25 protein-coding genes are annotated in these 25,300 nt (G+C 41.8%); 10 read left to right on the forward strand and 15 right to left on the reverse strand.

Translation table 11 applies throughout. The annotated features are described in order from the left end of the window. Window positions 1-39 precede the first annotated feature (39 nt). From L4C32_RS04725 to L4C32_RS04755, 7 genes are all read right to left on the reverse strand, one after another. Window positions 40-432: a hypothetical protein gene (locus L4C32_RS04725; RefSeq protein ID WP_428195703.1), complete on the reverse strand. Its 393-nt coding sequence runs from the start codon at window positions 430-432 to the stop codon at window positions 40-42. Further along, window positions 432-1,058 carry a bifunctional 4-hydroxy-2-oxoglutarate aldolase/2-dehydro-3-deoxy-phosphogluconate aldolase gene (locus L4C32_RS04730; protein WP_428195704.1) on the reverse strand — a complete coding sequence of 209 codons (627 nt, stop codon included), beginning with the start codon at window positions 1,056-1,058 and terminating at the stop codon, window positions 432-434. Before L4C32_RS04730 ends, L4C32_RS04725 begins: the two co-directional genes overlap by 1 nt. A gap of 32 nt (window positions 1,059-1,090) precedes the next feature. After that, a complete protein-coding gene (locus L4C32_RS04735) occupies window positions 1,091-2,026 on the reverse strand; it encodes a sugar kinase (RefSeq protein ID WP_428195705.1) in 936 nt (311 codons plus the stop codon). Beyond that, entirely contained in the window at window positions 2,023-3,447 is a 1,425-nt protein-coding gene (gene uxaC / locus L4C32_RS04740) for a glucuronate isomerase (protein ID WP_428195706.1), read from the reverse strand. The genes L4C32_RS04735 and uxaC overlap by 4 nt, the downstream gene beginning before the upstream one ends. Before the next feature lie 26 nt (window positions 3,448-3,473). Beyond that, window positions 3,474-4,940: a fructuronate reductase gene (locus L4C32_RS04745; RefSeq protein ID WP_428195707.1), complete on the reverse strand. Its 1,467-nt coding sequence runs from the start codon at window positions 4,938-4,940 to the stop codon at window positions 3,474-3,476. 72 nt (window positions 4,941-5,012) lie between these two features. Next, window positions 5,013-6,314: a TRAP transporter large permease gene (locus L4C32_RS04750; protein ID WP_428195708.1), complete on the reverse strand. Its 1,302-nt coding sequence runs from the start codon at window positions 6,312-6,314 to the stop codon at window positions 5,013-5,015. Between the two features lie 45 nt (window positions 6,315-6,359). After that, on the reverse strand, window positions 6,360-6,845 hold the full coding sequence (locus L4C32_RS04755) for a TRAP transporter small permease (protein WP_428195709.1): 486 nt from the start codon (window positions 6,843-6,845) through the stop codon (window positions 6,360-6,362). Between the two features lie 282 nt (window positions 6,846-7,127). Here L4C32_RS04755 and L4C32_RS04760 point away from each other — a divergent pair, with 282 nt between their 5' ends. The 3 genes from L4C32_RS04760 to uxuA all read left to right on the forward strand — a co-directional run bounded on the left by L4C32_RS04760 (window position 7,128) and on the right by uxuA (window position 10,315). Continuing rightward, window positions 7,128-8,111: a TRAP transporter substrate-binding protein gene (locus L4C32_RS04760; RefSeq protein WP_428195710.1), complete on the forward strand. Its 984-nt coding sequence runs from the start codon at window positions 7,128-7,130 to the stop codon at window positions 8,109-8,111. A gap of 122 nt (window positions 8,112-8,233) precedes the next feature. Then, on the forward strand, window positions 8,234-9,019 hold the full coding sequence (locus tag L4C32_RS04765) for an FCD domain-containing protein (protein ID WP_428195711.1): 786 nt from the start codon (window positions 8,234-8,236) through the stop codon (window positions 9,017-9,019). Between the two features lie 111 nt (window positions 9,020-9,130). Then, a complete protein-coding gene (uxuA, locus tag L4C32_RS04770) occupies window positions 9,131-10,315 on the forward strand; it encodes a mannonate dehydratase (protein ID WP_428195712.1) in 1,185 nt (394 codons plus the stop codon). A 92-nt stretch (window positions 10,316-10,407) separates the two neighbouring features. Here the strand turns inward: uxuA and L4C32_RS04775 are convergent, their stop codons facing one another. After that, window positions 10,408-11,940: a YfcC family protein gene (locus L4C32_RS04775; protein WP_428195713.1), complete on the reverse strand. Its 1,533-nt coding sequence runs from the start codon at window positions 11,938-11,940 to the stop codon at window positions 10,408-10,410. 580 nt (window positions 11,941-12,520) lie between these two features. Here L4C32_RS04775 and L4C32_RS04780 point away from each other — a divergent pair. Next, window positions 12,521-14,359, forward strand: a complete 1,839-nt coding sequence (locus tag L4C32_RS04780) for a tetratricopeptide repeat-containing diguanylate cyclase (RefSeq protein WP_428195714.1) — start codon at window positions 12,521-12,523, stop codon at window positions 14,357-14,359. A 122-nt stretch (window positions 14,360-14,481) separates the two neighbouring features. Here L4C32_RS04780 and L4C32_RS04785 read toward each other — a convergent pair whose 3' ends face one another. Beyond that, window positions 14,482-14,871, reverse strand: coding sequence for an SRPBCC domain-containing protein (locus tag L4C32_RS04785; RefSeq protein WP_428195715.1), 390 nt, complete (start codon window positions 14,869-14,871; stop codon window positions 14,482-14,484). Between the two features lie 145 nt (window positions 14,872-15,016). On the opposite strand from L4C32_RS04785, the gene nrtS reads away from it, so the two are divergent. The 3 genes from nrtS to L4C32_RS04800 all read left to right on the forward strand — a co-directional run bounded on the left by nrtS (window position 15,017) and on the right by L4C32_RS04800 (window position 16,452). Continuing rightward, window positions 15,017-15,253 carry a nitrate/nitrite transporter NrtS gene (gene nrtS, locus L4C32_RS04790; protein WP_428195716.1) on the forward strand — a complete coding sequence of 79 codons (237 nt, stop codon included), beginning with the start codon at window positions 15,017-15,019 and terminating at the stop codon, window positions 15,251-15,253. Between the two features lie 13 nt (window positions 15,254-15,266). Next, window positions 15,267-16,163: a methyl-accepting chemotaxis protein gene (locus tag L4C32_RS04795; protein ID WP_428195717.1), complete on the forward strand. Its 897-nt coding sequence runs from the start codon at window positions 15,267-15,269 to the stop codon at window positions 16,161-16,163. Between the two features lie 73 nt (window positions 16,164-16,236). Further along, on the forward strand, window positions 16,237-16,452 hold the full coding sequence (locus L4C32_RS04800; protein WP_428195718.1) for a ribosome alternative rescue factor ArfA: 216 nt from the start codon (window positions 16,237-16,239) through the stop codon (window positions 16,450-16,452). Between the two features lie 26 nt (window positions 16,453-16,478). Here L4C32_RS04800 and L4C32_RS04805 read toward each other — a convergent pair whose 3' ends face one another. After that, window positions 16,479-17,135, reverse strand: coding sequence for a glutathione S-transferase family protein (locus L4C32_RS04805; RefSeq protein ID WP_428195719.1), 657 nt, complete (start codon window positions 17,133-17,135; stop codon window positions 16,479-16,481). A 145-nt stretch (window positions 17,136-17,280) separates the two neighbouring features. Here L4C32_RS04805 and L4C32_RS04810 point away from each other — a divergent pair, with 145 nt between their 5' ends. After that, a complete protein-coding gene (locus L4C32_RS04810) occupies window positions 17,281-17,661 on the forward strand; it encodes a winged helix-turn-helix transcriptional regulator (RefSeq protein ID WP_428195720.1) in 381 nt (126 codons plus the stop codon). Window positions 17,662-17,671: 10 nt separating this feature from the next. On the opposite strand, the gene L4C32_RS04815 is transcribed toward L4C32_RS04810, so the two are convergent. From L4C32_RS04815 to L4C32_RS04825, 3 genes are read right to left on the reverse strand one after another with little or no spacing between them, the layout of a single operon-like run. Continuing rightward, complete coding sequence (locus L4C32_RS04815) at window positions 17,672-18,295, reverse strand: alpha-ketoglutarate-dependent dioxygenase AlkB family protein (protein ID WP_428195721.1); 624 nt, start codon at window positions 18,293-18,295, stop codon at window positions 17,672-17,674. 11 nt (window positions 18,296-18,306) lie between these two features. Beyond that, window positions 18,307-18,726 (reverse strand): GNAT family N-acetyltransferase, encoded by a 420-nt coding sequence (locus L4C32_RS04820; protein WP_428195722.1) that lies wholly within the window; start codon window positions 18,724-18,726, stop codon window positions 18,307-18,309. Window positions 18,727-18,776: 50 nt separating this feature from the next. Next, window positions 18,777-20,549, reverse strand: a complete 1,773-nt coding sequence (locus L4C32_RS04825) for a putative bifunctional diguanylate cyclase/phosphodiesterase (protein WP_428195723.1) — start codon at window positions 20,547-20,549, stop codon at window positions 18,777-18,779. A gap of 684 nt (window positions 20,550-21,233) precedes the next feature. On the opposite strand from L4C32_RS04825, the gene yiaY reads away from it, so the two are divergent. Next, window positions 21,234-22,382: an L-threonine dehydrogenase gene (yiaY, locus tag L4C32_RS04830; protein ID WP_428195724.1), complete on the forward strand. Its 1,149-nt coding sequence runs from the start codon at window positions 21,234-21,236 to the stop codon at window positions 22,380-22,382. A 49-nt stretch (window positions 22,383-22,431) separates the two neighbouring features. Here yiaY and L4C32_RS04835 read toward each other — a convergent pair whose 3' ends face one another. Further along, window positions 22,432-22,743 carry a diguanylate cyclase domain-containing protein gene (locus tag L4C32_RS04835; protein WP_428195725.1) on the reverse strand — a complete coding sequence of 104 codons (312 nt, stop codon included), beginning with the start codon at window positions 22,741-22,743 and terminating at the stop codon, window positions 22,432-22,434. A 16-nt stretch (window positions 22,744-22,759) separates the two neighbouring features. On the opposite strand from L4C32_RS04835, the gene L4C32_RS04840 reads away from it, so the two are divergent. Continuing rightward, the gene (locus L4C32_RS04840; RefSeq protein WP_428195726.1) at window positions 22,760-23,170 is read left to right on the forward strand and encodes a linear amide C-N hydrolase; all 411 of its coding nucleotides are present in this window, start codon (window positions 22,760-22,762) and stop codon (window positions 23,168-23,170) included. 310 nt (window positions 23,171-23,480) lie between these two features. Here the strand turns inward: L4C32_RS04840 and L4C32_RS04845 are convergent, their stop codons facing one another. Beyond that, a complete protein-coding gene (locus tag L4C32_RS04845; protein ID WP_428195727.1) occupies window positions 23,481-24,968 on the reverse strand; it encodes an MFS transporter in 1,488 nt (495 codons plus the stop codon). Between the last annotated feature and the right edge of the window lie 332 nt (window positions 24,969-25,300).

Below are 25,300 nucleotides of genomic sequence, written 5' to 3' on the forward strand. Positions count from 1 at the left end.
CATTGGCTATGTCAGAGATGTTTATTGGACCACTTATTATTATAGACTATCCACAGCGGCTAATTTTTCTCTCTTGGCATTCATGTTAGGCACAAACACCAAACGGTCGGCAGACATTTTCTGACCATCTGGCATCGCAATGTGTGTGACAATCCAGACCACACAACCCGTTGCCAAGTTAAATAACACGCGAGTCTGACTAAACAGAGCACCGTCATTATAAGCAGGGCTGACTGAGAACGCTTCCCCCTTCCAGCTCTGTATCAGATCGTTTTCATGAATATCGTTAAGATCGCAAACCAATAATTCCGGTTCTACATCTTTCACTATTTTCATCACGATACGGCAACCTAAAGGCTGCTGTTCTAACCAGATTTGGTGCGGAATCTGTGCATCATTCCAGACCAATAGTGTATTGTTTGCCGCTAGCATTAGCTCACCATGTCTGCAGCTTCACGCGCTAAACGACCAATCTCTTCCCAGCGACCTTCATTGATCATCTTCTTATCAACCATCCAAGTGCCTCCACATGCAAACACTCGGTCAATAGCAAGATAGTCTTTTACATTTTTAGGGTTCACACCACCCGTTGGCATCAAAGTAACTTGCGAGTATGGCGCCAGCAGAGATTTCACCATGTTAATACCACCCGACGCTTCTGCAGGGAAGAATTTCAACGTGGTTAATCCCATTTCCAGTGCCGCTTCAATGGTTGATGGGTTGTTCACACCAGGAACGATATCGATACCAATCTCTTGACACGCTTTAACGGTATTTGGGTTAAAACCAGGGGAAACAACAAACGTTGCACCCGCTTCTTTTGCCGCTATTGCTTGTTCACGATTAAGCACCGTACCCGCGCCAATTAACATGTCAGGTTGCGCTGCTCTTAAAAGACGAATCGCTTCTACCGCGGCGTCTGAACGAAAGGTGATTTCTGCAGCAGGTAAGCCATTGTCAGCCAGAGCTTTACCTAATGGGATAATATCTTCAGCACGGTCAATAGCGATCACTGGGATAATTTTTACGGCGGCAAGTTGCTCGATGATAGTGCTCATTGAATAATTCCTTGATAGTAAATTCGTTGTAATTAATTAAAGTTAATCGTTTTTGTTGCAGCTGCTGGGATGACAGCCCCTTTATGCTGAATGATCGTTCCTGCTAATAGGTGCCCTTGCAGTGCAGAGGTTACAGGCGATTTACCGCTTAAAGTCCCCGCAATGAATCCTGCGTTAAAGGCATCACCTGCCGATGTCGTATCGACAACATGCTCCACAGGTGTCGTGGTAATCCACTCACTCTGTTCACGCTCGAAGTGCTGATACAGGCAGCCTTCCGCCCCCATCTTCAGTACCGCTTGTTTTACGCCACTGGTTTGCAAACGATTCAGAGTCATCTCATCATTCACATCACACCATAATGCGCGTTCATCATCGTTGGTAACCAATGCAATGTCGGTGATCGCAAATACCTGCTGATAACAGTGTTGCGCTTCGGCTACATCTTTCCACAAGGCTGGTCGATAGTTAGTATCAAACACTATTTGTACCTTATTGGCAGACAAACCTTGCAGCAGCGTGATCATTTTTTGTCTATCTTCCGCAGGTAATATGGCTAAACTGATACCACTTAAATAGACCATATCTACACTGTTCAGGTGCGCTTCAATCTTCGTAAATTCAGGGTGCTGCATCATATGTTTGGCGGCAGACTGGTCACGCCAATATAGGAAAGTGCGCTCACCTTGATCATCAAGTTGAATCAAATATAGACCGGGCTGGCGATGAGGGTCGCGTAATACATACTCGGTATTTACCCCCTCGTCTTGCCAAAGCGTCAGCATGCCATCACTTAATGCATCACACCCAAGGGCACTGATGTAATCAACCGAGACAGTTTCACCAGCGGTACGCGCCAGATAGACTGCCGTATTTAAGCTGTCACCACCGTACGACTGCCTCATATCACCAAATGGTGAACCATTCAGCTCTATCATACACTCGCCGATAATGGCTATTCGTTTCATGCGTTATCTCCTGGTAAGCGGAAATATGACTTTGCATTATTAAAGCAGATATCCGTCACCATCTTACCGAGCAGGTTGATGTCATTAGGTGCTTCACCATTTTCGACCCATTTACCGATCATGTTACACAAAATACGACGGAAATATTCATGGCGAGTATACGATAAGAAGCTACGTGAATCGGTCAGCATACCGACAAACTGGCTCAATAGTCCCAACTGTGACAACTGCTCCAGTTGACGCTCCATGCCATCTTTTTGATCGTTAAACCACCAGCCAGAACCAAATTGTATTTTGCCTGCGATGCCGCCACCTTGGAAGTTACCCATCATGGTGGCCATCATCTCATTATCGCGTGGGTTCAAGCAGTAAAGAATCGTTTTTGGTAACTCATTGCTCATGTCCATCGCATCAAGCAGAGAGGAGAGCTGAGCGGAGAAGGTACGATCGCTGATTGAATCAAAACCGGCATCAGCACCAAGTAACGAGAACATACGAGAACTGTTATTACGTTGTGCACCAATATGCAATTGCATTACCCAGCCACGTTTGGCGTACTGCTTGCCTAACCACACTTGCACAGCCGTTGAAAACTGATCAATTTCAGTTTCAGTTAACGTTTCGCCAATTAGACGTTTAGAGAGAATGGCATCCAGCTCCTGCTCTGATGGTACGTAAGCAAAACGAACCACTTCAATACCGTGATCGGCTGCCTTACAACCGTGCAGAGCAAAGTGATCCAGTCTGCGATCTAACGCCGTTAATAGGTGCTCAAAACGGCTTATCTCAACATCGGCGACTTCACCAAGCAGCTGCATATACTCAGAAAATCCACCTAACTCAATCTTAAAGGCTCGGTCTGGACGCCAGCTTGGGGTCACTTCCACATCAAAGCTGCTGTCTAATGCGATCGCTTTGTGGTGCTCAAGGGTATGAATTGGATCGTCCGTCGTTCCTCCCATGACAACATTCATCTGTTTCATAATGCCGCGCGCGGAGAACTCAGGCGTGGCCAGCAGTTCATTACACTCATGCCAAATTGAGTCGGCAGTGTCAGGGCTTAATTGTTTGCCAACGATACCAAATGGACGACGCAGCTCTAGGTGACTCCAGTGGTACAGAGGGTTTCCTATCGTTTGTGGTACGGTTTTCGCCCACGCCATGTATTTGTCATAATCTGATGCATCAGTGCCAGTAATTAATGATTCTGCAACTCCCGCACTGCGCATGCCACGCCATTTGTAGTGATCACCTTCAAGCCATATTTGGCTTAAGTTAGCAAACTGACGATCTTGTGCCACTTCTTGTGGATTTAAGTGGCAGTGGTAGTCATAAATTGGCAAGTCTTTAGCAAACTCGTGATACAAGCGGCGCGCTGTTTCATTTGTTAACAGAAAATCGTCACACATAAATGTTTTCATTTTATCTCTCCGATCCTATGTGTAAATTACAGTGCAGCAACAGTGGCTTTAGCACCATTGTCGATAAGGGATTGATACGCGTTTGTCACCGCTTCAATCACTTGCGCATTTTGACCAATTTCTGGCGCGAAAATAGCTTCAACAGCTAACAGGGCTGGAACCACCGTTGCATTCAGACCGTGCTGTTCGCACACGCCGCGCAACATCTCTGCCATCGGATCGCGTACATCAATCTCTTTACCTTGCTCATCAACACCAGAAACAAAACGCATCCAACCAGCAATACCCGCAGCAAGCCATTTAAAATCAGTGCCTTGCTCAAGGTGAAAACGTAGACTGCCGCCCATGCGCTGAGGGATCTTTTGGCTGCCATCCATCGCAATCTGCCAGGTTTTATGCTTCAAGCTTGGATTAGTAAATCGCTCAATAAGCAGCTTTGCATACCCTTCAAGATCGGTTCCTTCTGGCATGGTCAGTGATGGCGCTTGTGCTTGCATCATCATATCAAGAGCCGCCTTGCGGTAGCCTTGATCGGTCATGGTGTCAGAGATATGTGCATACCCGCCTAAGTAGCCTAGGTAAGCAAGGAATGAGTGACTGCCATTCAACATACGAAGTTTCATCTCTTCGTAAGGCACTACATCATCCACAAATTCAGCCCCTGAGATGTTCCATTCAGGACGGCCCGCAACAAAGTTGTCTTCAATCACCCACTGACGGAACGGTTCACACGCGATACCACATGGATCGTTGATGCCAAGTAGATCGGTAATTTCAGTCAGTGTCTCTTCGGTTGCAGCGGGAACAATGCGGTCAACCATAGTGCATGGGAACGTCACGTTCTGTTCGATCCACTGGCCAAGCTCAGCATCGAGCAGAGCAGCAAACTCTAAAACCGCCGCTTTGGCAACATGACCATTCTCTTGTACGTTATCGCAAGACATAACAGTAAATGGAGCAATACCGCGATCTCGACGCAGTTTCAGCGATTGAACAATGTAACCCAATGCTGATTTAGGCTCTGTTGGATTGGCAAGATCAGCAATCACTAACGCGTTATTTTTGTCTAATGTGCCCGTTGCCGGATCCGCGCAGTACCCTTTTTCTGTGATGGTCATAGAGACAATCGCCACTTGTGGTTCGGCCATTTTTTCTATCACGGTTTCAATACCGTCAAGTACTGGGTGCAGTGATTCAGTCACTGAACCGATCACTTTCACGTCTGTTGTTTGTGCGCCTTTTTCAGCCACGGTATAAAGATGGTTCTGTTCACGAAGTGAGGTGATCAGAGCTTCCCCACCGAATAAGTTAACTTCGCAGATCCCCCAATCACTGTTCGATTTTCCCGCAACCTCATCAGTGAAGAGACCTTGGTGAGCGCGATGAAACGCACCAAACCCTAAGTGTACAATACGGGATTTAAGCGCTGAACGGTCGTAAGTTGGTTGGTTGACCGATTCGTTGAGCGAGATATTGCTAATGTTTTGATTCATCTTTCTCTCCGTGGCCTCATCAGTAAACACTGACAAGGCACTACTACAATAAGTGGTTACTGAAACGAGTAATTAGTAACCCAATACTAAACGAGGTAGGAACAGACTCAGTTCAGGAATAAACGTTACCGCCATTAATGCGGCAACCAGTGCTGCATAAAAAGGCAGCAACGGTTTAATGATTTTATCGATAGAGATCTTGGCAACAGAACAACCGATAAACAGTGCACTACCTACAGGAGGTGTACAGATACCGATGGCCAAGTTAAACGTCATCATGATACCGAAGTGCACAGGGTCAACGCCTAAGTCTAATGCGATTGGTAAGAAGATTGGCGTGAAGATCAGTACCGCTGGCGTCATATCCATAAAGATACCGACAATCAATAGAATCACGTTGATGATCAACAGAATAACCAATGGATTATCAGAGATAGCCAGCAACGTATCTGCAATCATATAAGGGATATCGGCATTCGCCATTGCCCATGACATGCCCATTGAAGCGCCGACCAATAACAGTACAATTGAGGTAGTCACTGCAGACTCAAGGATAATTCCAGGCAGTTGCGTTATTTTCACTTCACGATAGAACACCACTGCCAGTGTGAAGGTGTAAAGCACTGCAATTGCCGAGGCTTCCGTCGCGGTAAAGATACCACCAATGATGCCGCCCATGATCACAACAATCAATGTAAGTGAAGGTAGCGCTTTTAAGGTGGTATCCCAAACTTGGGCCAATGTCGGTTTTTCAGCGACAGGATAGCCGCGACGCTTAGCAATAAAGCCAGCCACAATCATTAAACTCAGGCCCATGATAATGCCCGGGATATAACCTGCTAGGAAAAGCGCTGCGATTGAGGTTCCACCCGATACCAATGAAAATACAATTAATGTATTACTTGGTGGGATCAGAAGCCCGGTAGGACAAGAGGTAATGTTAACAGCAGCTGAAAAGTTCTCGTCATAACCCTCTTTTTTCTGTAGAGGTGCCATTGTTCCACCAACCGCTGCGGCTGACGCAACCGCTGAACCAGAAATAGAACCAAACATCATATTGGCCATCACGTTTACGTGTGCCAGAGAACCCGGTAGTCGGCCACCCAGTACTTTCGCGAAGTTAATAAGGCGAATCGCGATGCCACCTTGATTCATGATGTTGCCAGCAAGAATAAAGAATGGAATTGCTAATAGTGCGAAGTTATCTAAACCTGCCGCCATACGTTGTGCAACCACTGCAATAGCAGGCTCTAAAGGAAGAGATAACATGATCGTTGCGAGTGAAGATAGACCAATTGCAAAGGATACTGGGATCCCGAGTGTTAACAGTACAGCGAAGCTACCAAATAGTGTCAGAATTACCTGCCATTCCATGATGGTGTCCTTTTAAAATGATTAAGGTTTGCTTTTCAGCGAATATTATTTAATTTCAATGAGTTCTTTTACTTTCTCTGAACCGAAAACCGCAGAGTAGAAAATCATCAAGAGACCACTAATTGGTAAGCAGTAGTAGACATAACCCATTTGTATCCCTAAAGCCGGGGTTACCTGCCCCGTTGATAAGGTCTTCATTGCGAGGTTAAAACCGCCATACACCAAAACGACAGATGCGAAGAGCGCAATCGCTAATTGTATGAATATTTCATTTATCAGTTTGCGCTTTCCCGTCAACTTCATGGTTAATAAATCAATCGCTAAGTGTCGTTTCATACCAGTCGTATAAGCAGCACCAATTAATGCGACCCACATAAAGAGATATCTAGCCATCTCGTCTGTTACTGTGCTTGGTTTACCAATGACATAACGGGAGATTACCTGCCAAATCACACAAAAAACTAAGAAAGTAGAGAGCGATATAGTGAACCACGCCAAACTTTTATTAATGTAACCAACTGCTTTGTTCATTACTGCTTCCTTTAAATACGACACTGAACTAGTACATAGGTTGACCAATTATTATCAATGTCTGTGTCACTATTAAGATAATTCCAGCGAAGTATAGATAACCTGCACAAATTGTCATGTGAACTTCGTCACAACAATATTGGTTGACCAATTCAGATCAAATTATCGTGACATTGGTCAACCAATTGGCATTTTGTTTTTGACCAATTTGAAAAATAGTCGCACTATCACCTCAGATTCATACCTTACACTGACGAAACAAAAATCACGGAGAATGATGAAATGACTATGCGTAAAACTATCCTGACAGCAGTAATTGGTGCCGCCCTTACTATCGGTACCTCTGCATCAGCTTTTGCAGCTACGACACTGAAATTAAGCCATAACCACAACCGCGACCATGCGGTACATAAAGCGATGACCCAGATGGCGAAAGAGGTAAAAGAGCTCACCAATGGTGAAGTCAAAATTCGTATCTACCCTGATGCACAGCTTGGTACTCAGCGTGAATCAATGGAGCTAATGCAAAACGGCGCTCTTGATATGGTGAAAACCAACGCAGCAGAAATGGAAGCATTTTCAGCAGATTATTCAGCGTTTAACCTGCCTTACCTTTTCCGTGATAAAGAGCACTACAACAGCATCACAGAAGGTGCTATTGGTGAGAAAATTCTTGCTTCTTCAAGAGAGAGTGGATTTATTGGTCTAACGTATTACGCAGCAGGCGCTCGTAGCTTCTACACGTCTAAACCAATTAATACTCCAGAAGATCTAAAAGGTCTTAAAGTACGTGTTCAACCAAGTCCATCTGCAATCAGCATGGTTAAAGGTTTAGGCGGAAGCCCAACACCTCTTGCCTACGGTGAGTTGTATACCGCTCTACAGCAAGGTGTGGTTGATGCTGCTGAAAACAACATCCCATCATTCAGTTTAAGCCGTCACAGTGAAGTCGCTAAGTTCTTCAGCTTAGATGAGCACACTATGGTTCCTGATGTTCTTGTTATTTCTACAAAATCATACGACGGTTTAACACCTGAATATCAGAAAATCGTAAAAAAAGCGGCATTAGATTCTATGGAACTGATGAAAGAGCTATGGGACAAGTCTGAAAAAGCAGAGCGCGCTAAAGCAGAAAAAATGGGCGTCACCTTTGTGACTCCAAACAAAGCCGCTTTCCGTGATGCAGTAAAACCTATGTATAACGAGATTAAGACCTCTAACCCTGAGTTACACACTCTGGTTGAAGAGATCAAAGCCGTTAACTAACTGAACCGTAATAACATGTGCAGTAGTCAGTAAAAGTTACTGGCTACTCACAAAGGTGTTGTAACAAAAGATAAACAGGTTGACCAATTATAATTGGTCGCTATGATTGCGTAAGTAGTGCAATGAATCCGAGCAAAAATATTATGATGCTATTTGAACCCAAAAGACCATACCAAGAACTTGGTTTGATCTTGCGTCAACAGCTTATTGAAGGCGTATACCCTGTCGGTGAACGTCTACTTCCTGAACGCGATATCGCAGAGCAGTTAAATGTGAGCCGTACTGTCGTTCGTGAAGCAATAATCATGTTGGAGCTAGAGAACCTGGTTGAAGTCAGAAAAGGTTCAGGTGTCTATGTCATCAACATTCCTAATAAATCCCACGGAAGAGAAGCCATTATTAGTGATGATGCCGGCCCATTTGAGATGCTACAAGCCCGCCAGCTACTTGAAAGTAATATTGCAGAGTTTGCTGCTATTCAAGTCACGCCGGGTGATATTGTCAAAATGCGTGCCGCATTAAAACTGGAAAGAGAAGAGCTTGCCAATAACAGCAGTGACAGTGTCGGTGACGAACAGTTTCATTTATGTATTGCTGAAGCCACTCAAAATTCAGTATTAGTGGATATGTTAAAACACTCTTGGGAGCGTCGTGAACAGAGTCCAATGTGGCAAAAGCTGCATTCTCGAATCATTGGCCGTGACTACCGAAAAGAGTGGCTTGAAGACCATGCTCAAATTTTGTCTGCTATGCAACGTAAAGACCCAATTGCTGCCAAACACTCTATGTGGCAACACCTTGAAAATGTAAAACAGCGACTGCTCGAACTGTCTGATATTGATGACCCTAATTTTGATGGTTATCTATTCAGCTCGAATCCCGTCGTACATATTAAGAATACAGTGTAACTGTACTCCTAACCTCCGCCAATTTTTGGTGGTTCAACATTTATTATCAGCAAGCTTTTTCGGTAAATAATTACCGACGGCTTTGCTATGTCAAAATTAAAGGTGGTTGTCATGGAACAAACTTGGCGCTGGTACGGCCCTAATGATCCTGTCTCTTTAAATGATATTCGTCAGGCAGGAGCCACAGGAATCGTCAATGCACTTCATCACATTCCAAATGGTGAAGTATGGACCAAAGAAGAGATCCTAAAACGCAAAGCGATCATTGAAGCGAAAAGCTTAACGTGGTCAGTTGTAGAGAGTGTTCCTGTACATGAAGAGATCAAAACTCGCTCAGGAAACTATCTGCAATGGATAGAGAACTACAAACAGACTCTGCAGAATTTAGCCGATTGCGGCATTGATACTGTCTGTTATAACTTCATGCCTGTACTTGATTGGACTCGTACCGATCTTGAATTTGAAATGCCTGATGGGTCTCGTGCACTCCGTTTTGACCAAATTGCATTTGCAGCGTTTGAGTTATTCATTTTAAAACGCCCAAATGCTAAGCAAGATTACTCAGAAAAAGAGCAAAATGAAGCAAAAAACTATTTTGAAGCGATGTCGCAAGCGGACATTGATCAGCTAACCTCTAACATCATTGCAGGTCTTCCTGGTGCAGAAGAGGGGTATACGCTCGGTGAGTTTCAAACTCAGTTAGATCGTTATTCAAATATTGATAAAGAGACTCTGCGTGAGAATTTAGCGCTATTTTTACAAGCGTTAATGCCAATCTGTGACTCAGAAGGGTTAAAGATGGCGATTCACCCAGATGATCCACCGCGTCCTATTCTTGGTTTGCCACGCGTTGTTTCGACCATTGATGATATTGAATGGCTAACCACTAATGTGCCGAGTAAAATGAATGGTATTACCATGTGTACCGGCTCTTATGGTGTCCGTGGCGATAATGACTTAGTCAACATGATCAAGCAGTATGGCGATCGTATTTACTTTACTCATTTGCGTTCAACTCAGCGTGAAGAGAATCAACTGAGCTTCCACGAAGCTGCTCACTTAGATGGTGATGTTGATATGTACAACGTTGTGATGGAGATCTTGAAAGAGGAGCAGCGCCGTGAAGATAATGGCGACATGCGCCTGATTCCAATGCGTCCAGATCATGGTCACCAAATGCTCGATGACCTCACGAAGAAAACCAACCCAGGTTACTCTGCGATTGGTCGTTTGAAAGGTCTAGCGGAAGTTCGTGGCTTAGAAGCCGCACTAAAACGCGCTTTCTTTAGTAAGTAAACGCCCTTTCATTAATCATCAATAACAGATAGGAAGTAAAACGTAGGCTCCCCCGGCTTGCGTTTTACTTCCTTTTTATTTTCCTTCGTTGCTTAAATCATCGCCACCTGTATGGTGAGCATCAAAGCACCAAATCCCAAAACAAACAGCACCATTGGCCAGACAAACTTCAACCACTTATTGTAAGACATATCCAACATTTGCAGTGTCGCCAGTACCAATCCCGTTGGGGTTAAAAACAGCATTGCATACTGTCCCCAGTTATACGCAGACACCACAATTTCACGCGGAATACCCACCGTATCAGCAAGAGGAGCCATAATGGGCATAGACAACACTGCGAGGCCAGATGATGACGGTACAATAAAACCCAACAGTGCAAACACCAACATCTGCACCACGATGAACACCGTCCCCTCCATGCCCATGACTAAATCAGAAGCGGCATAGAGAATCGTATCGGAAATCATTCCATTCTCGAGCACCAGGTTGACACCACGAGCCAAACCGATGATCAAAGAGACCCCGACTAATTCAGACGCCCCCTTAGTAAAGGATTCAACCAATTTCTTTTCGGGCAAACCTGAAATGAACATGATCACGATAGTGATGGCTAAAAAGGATGCCGCCATGCTTGGGAACCACCACCCTCCAACTGATACCCCCCAAATCATCAAAGGAAAAGCAAGCGTAAACAGGGTCAGAATTAACTTTCGACGAGCGGTAAAAGGAATTTCATGGGTCATATCAACATCAGACATATAACGCGCTTCAAATTTCTCACGGTCTTCATAGGTATATGAAAAACTAGGGTCTTTTTTGATTTTTTTACAATACCAATAAAGGTAAGCGACCACGACAGCAAAACCCACAATCAATCCGAATATTCTAAACTCAATACCCGCCGTAAACGGGATCCCTGCTGCATTCGAGGCGATAACCACAGAGAAAGGGTTAATGGTTGAGAAAGTGGTTCCCATTGACCCAGCTAAGAAGATTGCGCCGACACACACTATGGAGTCGTACCCCATGGCAAGAAAAATAGGCACTAGGATAGGATAAAAAGCAACCGCCTCCTCTTCCAAACCGCATGTGGTTCCCCCCAACGCCATGACAAGACAAACGGAAAATACCAAGGTAAATTCACGTCCTTTGGTTTTCTTTGATAAGGCAATCAACCCTGAATTAAACGAGCCGGTGGCATTTACCACTCCGATCATGCCTCCAAGAACGAGAATAAACACAATAACATCAGCCCCTTCAATAGTGCCTTCTACCATGCTTTTCGTTACATCCTCGATGCCCTTATGGATAGGTGCAACACGTTCATAGGTACCAGGCACCGCAATGGGTTTACGAATGATCCCCCCCGTAAATTGATCTACCTTAATATTAACTCCTAGCTTGTCTAGCTCAGATTGCGTCGGTTCGATACTAGACACATCCCCCGCTGGAGTAAGAATTTGTAACATTCCAGACTCAGTGCTGTAAGTCAGCTTTGAGTAGGCACCAGCCGGAATCAGCCAGGTACAGGCAACGGCTAACAGGGTAATAATAAACAGAATCGTAAAAGCACTTGGAAAGGTTTTAAACTTTAAAATGCGCGGTATTGCAACACTTGTCATAATCATTTCTCCATAAACTGCTCGGCAGAATTTATGTCGAGCCAATGACCAATTTAGGCATCCACTTCCTATACCCCTCGTGACATGTTAAGTATTTTTGCACTCAACCTCTTTATCACCTTGTATATACAGCGGCTCTAATTTGGAATATTAAATATTTATTAATTTATAAAGCTGGCATTATTTAAATATAAAAAATTGGTTATTAACCAACTAGAAATAATATATTACTATAAATCAAAAACATTATTGTAAACGCTCACAAATACCGTCCAACACCTTGGTAATTACAATTAAATATAAAAATATCAATATATGATGTTGTTTTAATTGAAGAAATAATAATTTTATTTATGAGAAATAATATTCCATAAATAAAAAATGGAATAAAAATAGAATAACTATCCACTATTTAAATGGAAATATGAATTAGATGTCATATTGTCATTTAAAATAACTCGTTAAGTTTTTTCCAGTAATAAAGTCGAAGCTTATGATATTGGTCATGCTGAAATGTCATTGCCAGCAGAACGCCATTCCGTTAAAATATCTCCACTCCCTTACATTTTTGATAGAAAACATGAAAAACCCAACGTTCATCCGAGCACTTTTTGTCATTATATCAATATGCCTATTGCTCAGTATCTATCACTTTAGAACGATAGATACCCCTGTAACACATCCGATTGAACCGAGTGTTTTTAGTCCTAAAGATGAGCTAAATAAAACCCCTTATGGTCAACAACTGATTACGCTTCTCGAACAATCGCGAGTAGACCCAAAGCAAGCACGTAGCGACTTGAACAACCTTAATCAATCACATCCTAAAATTGAGAGTCCCATTTACCTTGCCTATCGTTTGATGATTTTGCTTAATATTGCCAACCTGGAAAAAAGCACCGGGAGTACAAGCAGCTACGAAAAGAGCTTAGCACTGTTATCAGAGACAGATGGCATGTCATGGCTCCAAGCAACACGGCTAACTGATAGATCGATAGAACATGCCAAACAAGGCGAGTTGGACGACGCAAGTCAATTGATTAAAAAAGCCATCACCATTGCAGAGTCAATCCAATACGAATCGTTATTGATGAAGTCCTACAATACCGCTGGCGTGATACATAATATAAGAACGGAATCCGTTGAAGCTCAAACCTACTTTCATAAGGCGTTGAAATTAGGTGAAAAGTACCCAAAAAATATCTATAACGGCATAAGCACCGTGAATCTGGCCCTCTTATATATCTATTTAGAGGAGTGGGACAAAGCGTTAATCTTTATTAACCAAGCTAAAGAGCACTATAAGAATAATAACAGTGCCAATGACGACGTAATGCTAATACTGTTCACCAACGAATCATTTCTCTATTTAAGTCAAAATCTTAATGAAAAAGCCCGCATCGCGTATGAACAAGCAGAGTCCTATTTCACAAACACACTGAATGAACGGTTGGATGTTATTTTGCTTAAAGCTAAATCAGACCTGCTCTTATCTGAAAGGCAGTACCAACAAGCGCTTGAAGCTAGCAATGCTTGCCTGCTACGCCCTCATGCGCCAAAATATAAACTACAACAAGGTCAGTGCTACCTTCTTAAAGCAAAAATAAATATCGCTCTTGAACAAGATAGCCATATAGAGTCGGACCTTATAAAAGCGTTATCACTGTTTAATGAGGTGGGCAGTAAAAGATGGGCCATTACAACCCATATGCACCTGGCAAGCTTTTATGAAACACAGAAACAGATTAACCACTCATTGGCACATTTAAAGAGTTATTACCATGGTAATAATGCGATGTTATTTGATAAAAGAAAAAGCGAACTTTACTATTTAGAACAAAAATTCAATGTCAAACAGATAGAGCAGAACAATCACTTATTGACCGTCAAAGATGAGCTCAATACAGTACGAATTGAGCAACAAAAATTTCGAGGCTACATTATTTTCGTCGCTGTTTCAGCGTTAACCCTTGGATTATGTATTATGTTTTTTCGTAACCAAGAACTCACCGTTCAAACAACAACCTGTTCATTAACCGGACTCTTTAATCGTCGCTACCTAGACCAATACTTAGCAGATCGCCCCACGTCGCAGACGGCATCAGCGCGCTGCTCAATCGCTATTCTGGATCTGGATAAATTTAAATCCATCAATGATACTTATGGCCATGATGTCGGTGATGAAGTGCTGATTGAAGTTGCTCAACGATTAAAAGAGACCTTACCCGATGGCGATATTGTGGTCCGCTGGGGAGGTGAGGAGTTTGTCTGTTTGCTTCAGGGCCATCAACCACCACTTAACCAGCTTGAAACGATCCGATCAGCAATTTGTACTCTCCCGGTTGATTCTAAAGTTGGAAAATTGAACGTAAGCATTTCTATCGGTGCAGTAACAGCTCTCAACATTCAAACGTTATAACAAGAGTATAAAAAGCAGTTAAAACGCGCTGATGAAGCCTTGTATAGAGCCAAACTCAATGGTCGTAACAGAGTGATCATTGCGCAGGTTGAATCAGAGAAGTTACACTCTACGTCTACGTATTAAGTCGCCTCAACATATTTAGTCATTGGTTTCCAATAACGCTCATGCCAGCCAATACAAAGGTGCTCTTTCTGATCTTCAGGGTACCCTTTGTGCTCAAAAAGTAGTCGTGTTTCCTGTTCTGAAACCGCAATCAACTCAATTTTCACGATAGAGAAGACATTGCTATCCCAAGTCCCCGCACGCCACGCTTGAACAAGATAGTTATCAGCTACAATGTCTACGGTCACACCCGAGATCATGTCATTAAAGCAGGAAAATTCGCCGCCAACACATGCATCAATAACGGCAGGAGCCCCCGTAAATTTCGCAAACGTGTTAGAGTCAGTTAGAGCAGAAAAGACCTTATCTTTACTGCAATGAAGTGTGAGCTCTTGATGTATTGTCATAAATCCTCCCTTATCTACTTATTAGCAAGTGTAGTCTATATTTAAAGTAGGATAATTGTTCAGAGCACACTTTATGTTACTTCCTTTGCAATTAAGTGCAGAGCGCGTTAACGTACTGTTAAATAACACAGTAGTATGATGGTGTATGAAAAGTATAAATCAGTGGTTAAGCGTAGCAACTCACCGCAACGTGGTATCCCGTTCAACAAAAATCTCACTCATTGTGGGGACCATTTTAATGCTCATTAATCAGCTAGATGTATTGATAGCAGGAGAGTTATCATTAACTGTTGTCATTAAAATCCTACTGACCTACTGCGTCCCCTATTGTGTTTCAACCTACTCAAGCGTTGAAGCGATTCTAAGCACAAAAACTTCTTAATCAGGTAGATACTATGTTAAATATTTTTGGTTCGCGTAAACTCCCCGCAGGCAGCGTTATCATTGACGAAGCAGAACTCACCCATCTTCGCGCCCAAAATAAACTCTTTGAACAACTCATGGATAGCGCTCCTTTAGAGATGGCTCAACGTGTGGCAGATAATGCAAAAAACGTTAATCAGGCCTCAACTCAACGTCTGAACAACGTTGAAAATAGCTACCTGTCGATTCAGTCCTTTATCGACCAGTCAAGTGACATTGAGTCTATTTCTAATGAATCACTGAAATCGGCACAAAATACGGCACAAATCTCTGAGACAGGTATTAATCAACTTAATGACCTAGCCAGTAACATTACCAGTTCATCAACCTATATATCTGAATTTACAGAGCTTCTTACCAGTTTAGATAACAATAACCGAAATATAGGACAGCTGGTCGAGTCGATTAAAGGCATTGCTGAACAGACCAACTTATTAGCGCTAAATGCCGCGATTGAAGCCGCGCGTGCGGGTGAGCACGGGCGTGGTTTTGCCGTAGTAGCAGATGAGGTTCGTTCATTGGCCAATACTGCTAACCAATCTGCCGATCAGATTCAAAGTGAAATGACAAAAATTATGGATGTGTCCGCGTCTATTATCAATAAGCAAAAAGATGTGGCCACCATTATCGAAGGCAGTGTCACCATTGCTGATAGCACGATCACAAATCTTCAAGAGTTGGTGACTATGGCGCAGTCTAGTTCTGATTTGGTAAATGAAACCATCACTCAGGTTCAACAACAACTGAGCAGTTCAGAAGAGATCAAACAGAGTATGGAGCAGATTATTGATGATACTCGCCAATCGATTGAAGGCTCAGCCATGAACATGGAGCTGGGTGAACAGCTTGTAGCCGCATTTAAAAAATAACTGACAACAATTGTTTAAATAATGAGCTTGCATGAGCTACAATAGCCTCTTAATCAATGAGAGGTACAACAAGATGAGTAAAAAGAAAAAACACCTGAGTCCTTCATCTGTGCAGACAACTTCTGCGCAAACGGACATTGGAAGAGGCACCATAAACGACAACTTTTTGAAAGCATTAGTCACTTCGAAGGTGTATAAAACTCAGGTGGTAAAAGCAAGAAAAGGCAAGGGTGCTTTCAAGAGAAAAGAGAAACATCTAGGAAGAGAGTCCTATTTAATGGCAGCGTAATCGCTCTCATCAAATAGGACTTTTTTCTACGCCACTAAATAGCTGTCACTTCCTTTCAAATAGTTTACAAATACAGATTCAAAATCTTCAATAACCGATGATGTAACGTACGGTTGACTCACCAAATTGTCAGACAATGCTTGTAGTTTTGGTAAGCCAATTAACAAGTCATGAACGAAGTGTTTTTTGATCACTTCCAAGCGAGTAAACATAGGGGCCACTGCAGCGTCGATTAATGAAAACTCGTTACCATTAAAGAAACCACCTTCTTGTACAGTACCCTCTAAGCGAATAAGTTTATCAATCATCGCCTTCTTTTGGCTGGTAAAGTCTTCTTCATTTTTCGCTACTGTCATCATGTATTGATTCATGATGATTTGGCTAGAGAACTCAATCCAACCGCGATCTTTGGCTTTTTGCAAAGGATCTAAGGGCATGATTTGATTTGGCGTAATTTCATCAATGAATTCATTAATCACAGCAGATTCAAACAACACTTCATTATCATATTTTACCACGGGTACTTTCCCTAATGGTGAGATAGCCAAGAACCAATCTGGCTTATCCGCAAGATCGATATAGGTGATTTTAAAATCAATCCCTTTTTTCTTTAACGTTATCACCGAGCGCTGTACAAATGGGCACAGGTTGAAGCTGATCAATTCTATGGTTTTATCTGACATCTTGGTCCTTCCTTTGGTGATGACTCAATTCACTAACTATTATTTGTATCTTATTGGTAGTTAGTATACTTTGGTAACTATAGATATGTGCAAAGCGATAAACAAGTACGCACAAAAAAGACATTTAGTTTCCTAGAGGTGCCTAATGGCGAATTCAGAGGCTTCAACGGCTGAAAAAAAATTTCCAGCTTCATGTAAAGTAGAAATAGGTACTGATATGTTGGCGTGTCCCGTCGCCACTGCCATCGATGTCATTGGCGGAAAGTGGAAGGTCATTATTCTTTATCAGCTGCGCGGTAAAACATTACGCTTTGGGGAGTTAAAAAATAGAATCCCAAAAATAACGCAAAAAACCCTTACTCAACAGTTACGGGCTTTGGAGGAGGATAAATTAGTTAGTCGAGTCATTTATGCAGAAGTGCCACCTCGAGTTGAATACACCTCAACAGAGTTGGCTGAGCAGTTAAATCCGGCCTTGGATCTCCTCTGCTCTTGGGGCAAAGAGTACCAAAAAGCCCATAAGTAAATTGGGTTACCTAACTAATGGTTCTAAACGTTAAGTTGACCCTTGGTGTTGAGACAGTGGCCGTTGGTGGCAATCGATGTAACCAGTGAGTTTGAGTTTCTTCTTTCATCACTAACAAGCTACCTGGTGCTAATGGCAAAGAGACAACCTCTCCACTGTTTTTATGCTTAAAAGCAAACTTGCGTTGTGCGCCGAAACTTAATGATGCGATAGCTCCATTCTTTTTCAAAGCAGTTTCGGCATCACTGTGCCAGGCCATTCCCTCACTACCATCATGGTATAAGTTCAATAGACATGAGTTGAATAGCTCGCCGGTAGCTGACTCAACTAAGGCCTTTAGCTCCAGTAGTTCATGGGTCCAAGCCAATGCTGATTTAGTGGTATTTGAGTAGGTGTAATCAAATGCTTGATCGCCATACCACGCGACCTTTCGTTTGGTAATAATGTGTTTGCCATAGATGATAGCTTCATCGTGTCGCCATTTAATGCTATCCAATAACCTCTCAAAATAATGTTTCGCATCGGTTGCTTTAATCAACTGTCCGTAGTAATTAACACAGCCATCCTTTGGCAAAATATTAATTGGCTCATCCAACACCTCGTCAAATAGCCCCATTTGATGATGATTACTCATGATAATCCATCTTATGGTAGTCGCTTTTGCATGGAAACATGGCGAATATCCGCTTCAATGTACTCTTCACCATAAGGAGAAAAGCCTAGCTTTCGATAGAAATCAACAGCGTGAAGTTGAGACCCTAAGTAGACCTTAGTGAAATCTAATTTTTGGGCTTCATCTACCAAACCTTGAACCACTTTAGCACCCAGCCCTTCACCTCGAGCACTCTTCAAAATAGCGATTCGCCCAATATGCCCATCCTCAAGCATTCGTCCTGTACCTACTACTTGCTCAGCTTTCAGTGCCAGAATGTGAATGGCCAGCTTGTCTTGCCCGTCGAAATCTATTGCACCGTCCACACCCTGTTCTTGAGTGAAAACCGTATGCCTTACTTTTTTTATCTGGGACATCTCATCAGAAAAGGCCACTATCTTGAACTCGTACATCTACCTACCACATCAATAACAATTATTCCCAGAGACTACCACAATGTCACTTAATATGACGGTAAATGCACGACTTTATTCGTAGGAATTTCTGGCTCAAAGTGCTTGAAAATATCTTGGATATGGTCGATTGGTTGCGGTTTCGAGAACAGAAACCCTTGAAATTTTTCGCAGCCTAACTCGAGTAAAAGATCTCGTTGCAGCTGGCTTTCGACACCCTCTACGATTAATTGTTTATCCAGACTCTTCGCCAAACCAATCAAGGTTTTGATCAATACCACCGTGTCATGATCTTGTGGAAAATGTGCCATAAACGAGCGATCAACTTTCATCGTACTAAATGGAAATGTTGCCAAATAACTCAATGACGAGCGACCTAAACCAAAATCATCAATGGTAATAGAGACGCCTAATTCCACCAGTTTTCTTAAGGTCTCAATACTCCATTTGTGCTCTTCCATCAAAGTGACCTCTGTTATCTCTAAGACAAGGTTATCCACTGGAAAACTGGTCTCGGCTACTATCGTTTTCACCGTAGTAAAAAAGTCAGAACACCTTACTTGTTTAGCTGATACATTCACATTTAGAATAAAATCAGCAGGTACCACACCTGAGTCATACCAGATTTTTACTTGCTGACATGACTTTCTTAACGCCCACTCCCCGCACGGAACAATACTGCCTGTATCTTCTAAAAAAGGGATAAAAGAAGCGGGATAAATAACGCCAAGCTTAGGAATTTTCCAACGCAAAAGTGACTCCACCCCAATCAATCGATTCTCTTTATCGACTTGAGGCTGATATTCAATAAACAGCTGTTCGTTTTGGATTGCGAGTAAAACATTCTCTTTTAATAAGTTTCGTAACTTTAGCTTCCTTTCAAGTTCGTCGTCATAATAGTGATAGGTATTACCACTCTCCTTTTTTGCCCTATACATAGCGGCATCAGCTTGTTTTAGTGCATTTTCAATCGACACTTTTTTGCCATTAAATAAGGTGATACCCACACTTATAGTGATATACAACTCTCCGGATGGAAGTTGAAAAGGAATCTCCATCAACTCAAACAGCTTTTCAGACACTACATTCGATGACTCAGTCGAGTTAACTGATTCAACCAAAATGGCAAATTCATCCCCAGCTAAACGCGCGATGGTATCTTCTCTGCGAATACTCAAGGTAAAACGTTCCGCCACTTGAGTTAACAATTCATCCCCCATTGCATGGCCGTACGTATCATTAACCTGTTTAAAGTCATCTAAATCGATAAAAAAGACGGCAAGTGTATTTTCGTTGCGAATGGAACGATCTACCGCTTCAGACATACGAGATAAAAAGGATTCACGGTTTAACAGTTTGGTGAGCGGATCATATTGAGCAAGATAGGTAAGACGATCTTTAATTTTTTTCCGTTCATGTGCATAACGAATGGTTTTGTTTAATGAGTAGTGATCAAACTGCCCTTTAACAATATAATCTTGACCACCTGCTTTTAACGTTTGAATCGCAAAGGTTTCACTGTCAATGTCACTGATAACCACCACGGCAATATCAGGTGCCGATTGCAATATCGTATGTAGTGCTTCCAAGCCAGCCCTATTTGGCAGATTAAGGTCAAGCAGTACTACATCGTAACTCTCTTTCATTAACAGCTGACAAGCCATCGAAACACTATCGGTATGAGAAAGCTCAATATCAGCAGCACAAAGATCGGTGAAATACTCATACATTAAACAGGTATCACTCGATTCACTTTCAACTTGTAAGGCTCTGATCACCTCATTTGGTCTATCATCCACTGATATTTCTGTTGCGCTTAACATAGATCTTTCCTAACCCACCGATGACTATTCTCTCTATTATTGAAGCCGAAGTGCCTCAAAACGGGTAAAACGATAAAAAATAACTATTCGAGTATGGTAAAGATTGTCTGAACTACAAGAACTGCCATCAAAAATCATGCACTCAACATCATCATTTTCATCTTAGTTTTGTTTTTTATTTCAAACGAACAGAGATGGCTATTTAACTGGGGAATATTACCCTTATACATGAAATTTTATTTTATGAATTACTATCAATAAGTTAACTTGATAAATATGTGACTCTCATCATTTTTTATTTTTTGCTCTATCACTCATTGTAAAGTCATCAGATATTCAACCTACTTATTTCCATGAATAAATTGCCTAACATTGTCTATTTTCTCTCCATATTTCACATACAACTAGGTTCACAGCTTAAATAGAACGTATCAGAACTCATGACGACTAAATATCTAAATAACGTCAATTATATGGATCGATATCACATTTATATTGAGAATTATTTTCTATTACATCATATTTGTTTGAGATCAATTTGTTGTCAGTGAGTAAGGAGTTAACTACTACTAATCGTAAAGTGGTATCACTTAAGGGTTAAGGCTGCATACGCCAGTGGATTGATTTATATAAAAAGGCCAGTCCCCTATCGTATTTAACTTTGATTTTTATGGAGAAATTGTTATGAGTACTGCATTTTTTATCCCTACAGTAAATTTTATGGGCGCAGGATGTTTAACGGATGCTGTGAACGCTATCCAATCTCACGGCTTTAAAAAAGCATTAATCGTGACGGATACAGTGATCAAACAGATTGGTATGGTTAAGCAATTAACCGATCTTCTTGCTGAGCGAGATATTGCTGCAGCAGTATTTGATGGCACACAACCTAATCCAACAACGGGCAACGTTGTCGCTGGTCTTGAGCTACTTAAAGAGAACAATTGTGACTGTGTTATCTCTCTGGGTGGCGGGTCTCCACATGATTGTGCCAAAGGTATTGCTCTGGTTGCTGCTAATGGTGGAAAAATCGCTGACTACGAAGGTGTTGATCAATCTGCTAAACCTCAATTACCGTTAATATCTATTAACACCACCGCTGGCACAGCTTCTGAAATGACTCGTTTTTGTATCATCACTGATGAGTCTCGACACATCAAAATGGCGATTGTAGACAAAAACACAACACCACTGATTTCAGTCAATGACCCAGAGCTGATGCTAGCTAAACCCGCATCGCTAACTGCGGCAACAGGTATGGATGCATTAACTCATGCCATCGAAGCTTATGTGTCAATTGCAGCAACGCCAATTACCGACGCCGTTGCAATTAAAGCGATTGAATTGATTCAGGCACACCTTCGCACTGCCGTTTCAGATGGTCAAAATATTGAAGCACGTGAGCAGATGGCGTATGCACAATTTATGGCTGGAATGGCATTTAATAATGCATCACTAGGTTACGTTCACGCCATGGCGCACCAGTTAGGTGGATTCTACGATCTACCACACGGTGTTTGTAATGCCGTTCTTCTTCCACATGTACAGCGTTATAACGCGCAAGTTTGCCCAGAACGTCTACGTGATGTGGCTAAAGCAATGGGTGTGAATGTTGCAGAGCTATCTGCTGAAGAGGGAGCAAATGCAGCGTTAGAAGCAATCCAAGTTCTTTCTAAAGACGTAGGTATTCCTACAGGTCTTAAAGCATTAAATGTTGAAGAAAAGGACATCTCAGTCCTTGCTGATAATGCACTAAAAGATGCATGTGGTTTTACTAACCCTAAACAAGCAAGCCATGAAGAGATCTCTGCAATCTTCGCTGCAGCAATGTAAATAAAACTCGCATAAACATAAAGACCAGCAATTATATGCTGGTCYTTTTTTATTTAACTAAAGTTAATGGCGATTCATTATTAGTTTGATGTACAAGACGATTTCGTCCATTTTTCTTTGCAACATAAAAGTAATCATCTGCTTCTTTTAGCAGTTCAGACAGAGTCATTCCAGGTTGATACTCAGATAGCCCAATACTCACAGTGACTGGTATACGTTTATCTTGGCTGATAAAAATAGCCTGTTCAATTGTTTGTCGAATGGCATTGACTTGTTTAAAGTGGTCGACATCAATGATCAATAGATAGAGTGGAGTCGCTCTTTGGTTCACTAATGGCTCAAAGGCACTTCTAAACGCCAACCGATTGTTCACCTTAGTGAGGGAATCTTCCAATGCTAACTTATGTAGTTTCTCTTCTGATCGCATCCTATTTGATACTGACGCCAGTTACGGTATTAGCTGTCCATTAAGTGAAACACCGCAACTGAGCATTCTACGTTGGGCACAATTTACTCTTGATATGTTTGAAAATGTGTCTAAGGCCGTAGAGTATTATGAATCAAATTCAATACACTTGGTGATGGAAGATGTACCGGATGGCTCTAAGATGAAGACCAAGATTCATCTTACTCTTTCAGATGCTACTGGTGACTCAGCGATCATTGAGGTAAGACTTGGTAAAGTATCGATTTTTCATAATGAGCAATACCGTATTGCAACAAAGCAACCCAGTTACGACATGCAACTGACTCTTACCGAATACTGGCGATATATTTGGGACATCTGATGTTAGAAATAGTGAACACGCTTCCTACACAATTTGGACAAACGTGAGTGCGCACCTCTCTAAAACATATTTCTTATTTAATACATACACCATGAGCCCTATCTGGTTAGATTTTAATTCACCGTTCCAAAAGTGCCAACGGGTATGTCTAATGGAAATTGATGAGGGAAACCACCCTATTATTTTTCCATTAAGCGGCAATATTTCCTCACAACTGATTGACTGCAATACCCCTTACGCTTAATGTTCACACAATAAAAAAGCCTCCATAAGGGAGGCTTTATTTCGTTAAAACAGTGTCAATTGCAAATTAGTTTTGCGTTTGAATCTGCGCTTCAACAGCATCGCTTTTCTCAAGAGCTTCACTCTTATTAAGCATCGTAGTAATAATTTTAGAGGCAACCAGTGCTACACCAACCATGACAACAGCAAGAATCGTTAACAGCGTAAAGTAGTCGCCGTATAGGTTCTGGACAATCTCTTGATTGATCACTTGGCCTTTCTCTAGCGCAATATTGGTTGAGAATACCGCACCAATGATGCCACTCAACGCCATCGCTACTGAGAACATGCTCACTGAGAATGCTTCAATGTGCTTAGGTGTTACCGAAAGAATAAAGGCAATAACCAAACTACCCACAATTACTTCGCCAAATGCGTAGAAGAAATGAACCACAAGGAATACTTCTGGACGAATAATCGCATCAGGACCAACATTCACGACTGCAAACGCTAGCGTACCAAATGCAAGAGCTGTTAGAACAAATGCATAAGCAATTTTAGTTGCCGTAGAGATGAAGATGTTACGCTTCTCTAGAGAACTAAAGATACCGGCAATGACAGGACCTGCAACGATACACCATAGTGGGTTCATCGCCATTGATCCTTCTGGAGCAAGTGGGATGAAACCTAACAAGTCACCGCGCATTGTATTGATGGTTACCATCGTCATCGATGTCATCATCTGACCGTAGTACACAAAGAATGTCACGGTTAAGAACATCATGATTAAGATAGTACCCATTTTTAGGGCAGCAGCTTTACTTGATTTAAACATGATACTGATGAAGTATAAAACAGCACCTGCACCAATTGCGTAGACAATGTATTTACCAGTATCCATGTTTGAGAACATGTAGAATACAAGTGCAATCATAGCGACAGAAAGTACAGAGAACTTGATCCAGTTTGATGCAGTAACAGGCTCTCTATCAATCTCAGCAACAATTGCCATCATTGGCTTATTACTAATGAACATCACAGCAAATGCAAGAAGTGCCATTACTGATGAAATCATGAAACTACCGTTGAAACCGATAACCATAACAAACAGTGGGAAAAGATACTGACCTAAAAGAGCCCCAACGTTGTTGATTGAGTAGTTGATTGGGAAGCCATTTTGGAACTCTTCATCCGTTTTAAAAGTACGTTTGAATAGACCAGGGTAAGATGGTGACATCAAACCTCTTGAATAACTTGCCAATGCGATACCTGCTAAACAGGTTCCGACATTCAGCGTCGAAGCACCAAATACAATTAAGCCGTAACCAACACCAAAACCTAGGAAGGCGATGGTTAACGCACGGTAAGCACCGATGAATTTATCAACCATAAAACCACCTGCGATTGCAAATAGCGGTCCTACTGATGAAAATGCACCTACTACCATCATAGTATCAGCTTCGTTATAGCCAAGATCTTCTAGGAAGAATCTCGTTAAAATCACCATCACACCATAAAATGATAATCCAAACATCATCTGGCAAAACATCATGGATCGATTCAGTCTATTCCACATAATTATGTCTCTTRGTTATTAAATAAAGTTGTAAAGAACAAATAGGTTACTAAACATTAACGCGGTGATTCTAACACTGATAATCTATCGATCTTTCACGGTCACGTCGCAAAAATGACCGACTAATCATTACTTATTTTAATGTCAGTATTAGTTTTATTATGTTCTACACATTATTTACAACCCTACGTATTTACTGGTAATTAAATAGATTTAGATCAACATTTACTATGCGCAATTTTGATAAGACATATTTATTTGATAAAATTAAATTAGAAATATTTATTCGAAAGAAATGAATAAAAAAAGAGTTACCATCGATGACGATAACT

The organism is Aliivibrio kagoshimensis (assembly GCF_050337105.1).
Lineage (GTDB): Bacteria > Pseudomonadota > Gammaproteobacteria > Enterobacterales > Vibrionaceae > Aliivibrio_A > Aliivibrio_A kagoshimensis.

Excerpts from the sequence above, each read along its gene's own strand:
- L4C32_RS04725 (WP_428195703.1), bottom strand. The coding sequence starts at position 432 with ATGCTAGCGGCAAACAATACACTATTGGTCTGGAATGATGCACAGATT.
- L4C32_RS04730 (WP_428195704.1), bottom strand. The coding sequence starts at position 1,058 with ATGAGCACTATCATCGAGCAACTTGCCGCCGTAAAAATTATCCCAGTG.
- L4C32_RS04735 (WP_428195705.1), bottom strand. The coding sequence starts at position 2,026 with ATGAAACGAATAGCCATTATCGGCGAGTGTATGATAGAGCTGAATGGT.
- uxaC (WP_428195706.1), bottom strand. The coding sequence starts at position 3,447 with ATGAAAACATTTATGTGTGACGATTTTCTGTTAACAAATGAAACAGCG.
- L4C32_RS04745 (WP_428195707.1), bottom strand. The coding sequence starts at position 4,940 with ATGAATCAAAACATTAGCAATATCTCGCTCAACGAATCGGTCAACCAA.
- L4C32_RS04750 (WP_428195708.1), bottom strand. The coding sequence starts at position 6,314 with ATGGAATGGCAGGTAATTCTGACACTATTTGGTAGCTTCGCTGTACTG.
- L4C32_RS04755 (WP_428195709.1), bottom strand. The coding sequence starts at position 6,845 with ATGAACAAAGCAGTTGGTTACATTAATAAAAGTTTGGCGTGGTTCACT.
- L4C32_RS04760 (WP_428195710.1), top strand. The coding sequence starts at position 7,128 with ATGACTATGCGTAAAACTATCCTGACAGCAGTAATTGGTGCCGCCCTT.
- L4C32_RS04765 (WP_428195711.1), top strand. The coding sequence starts at position 8,234 with ATGAATCCGAGCAAAAATATTATGATGCTATTTGAACCCAAAAGACCA.
- uxuA (WP_428195712.1), top strand. The coding sequence starts at position 9,131 with ATGGAACAAACTTGGCGCTGGTACGGCCCTAATGATCCTGTCTCTTTA.
- L4C32_RS04775 (WP_428195713.1), bottom strand. The coding sequence starts at position 11,940 with ATGACAAGTGTTGCAATACCGCGCATTTTAAAGTTTAAAACCTTTCCA.
- L4C32_RS04780 (WP_428195714.1), top strand. The coding sequence starts at position 12,521 with ATGAAAAACCCAACGTTCATCCGAGCACTTTTTGTCATTATATCAATA.
- L4C32_RS04785 (WP_428195715.1), bottom strand. The coding sequence starts at position 14,871 with ATGACAATACATCAAGAGCTCACACTTCATTGCAGTAAAGATAAGGTC.
- nrtS (WP_428195716.1), top strand. The coding sequence starts at position 15,017 with ATGAAAAGTATAAATCAGTGGTTAAGCGTAGCAACTCACCGCAACGTG.
- L4C32_RS04795 (WP_428195717.1), top strand. The coding sequence starts at position 15,267 with ATGTTAAATATTTTTGGTTCGCGTAAACTCCCCGCAGGCAGCGTTATC.
- L4C32_RS04800 (WP_428195718.1), top strand. The coding sequence starts at position 16,237 with ATGAGTAAAAAGAAAAAACACCTGAGTCCTTCATCTGTGCAGACAACT.
- L4C32_RS04805 (WP_428195719.1), bottom strand. The coding sequence starts at position 17,135 with ATGTCAGATAAAACCATAGAATTGATCAGCTTCAACCTGTGCCCATTT.
- L4C32_RS04810 (WP_428195720.1), top strand. The coding sequence starts at position 17,281 with ATGGCGAATTCAGAGGCTTCAACGGCTGAAAAAAAATTTCCAGCTTCA.
- L4C32_RS04815 (WP_428195721.1), bottom strand. The coding sequence starts at position 18,295 with ATGAGTAATCATCATCAAATGGGGCTATTTGACGAGGTGTTGGATGAG.
- L4C32_RS04820 (WP_428195722.1), bottom strand. The coding sequence starts at position 18,726 with ATGTACGAGTTCAAGATAGTGGCCTTTTCTGATGAGATGTCCCAGATA.
- L4C32_RS04825 (WP_428195723.1), bottom strand. The coding sequence starts at position 20,549 with ATGTTAAGCGCAACAGAAATATCAGTGGATGATAGACCAAATGAGGTG.
- yiaY (WP_428195724.1), top strand. The coding sequence starts at position 21,234 with ATGAGTACTGCATTTTTTATCCCTACAGTAAATTTTATGGGCGCAGGA.
- L4C32_RS04845 (WP_428195727.1), bottom strand. The coding sequence starts at position 24,968 with ATGTGGAATAGACTGAATCGATCCATGATGTTTTGCCAGATGATGTTT.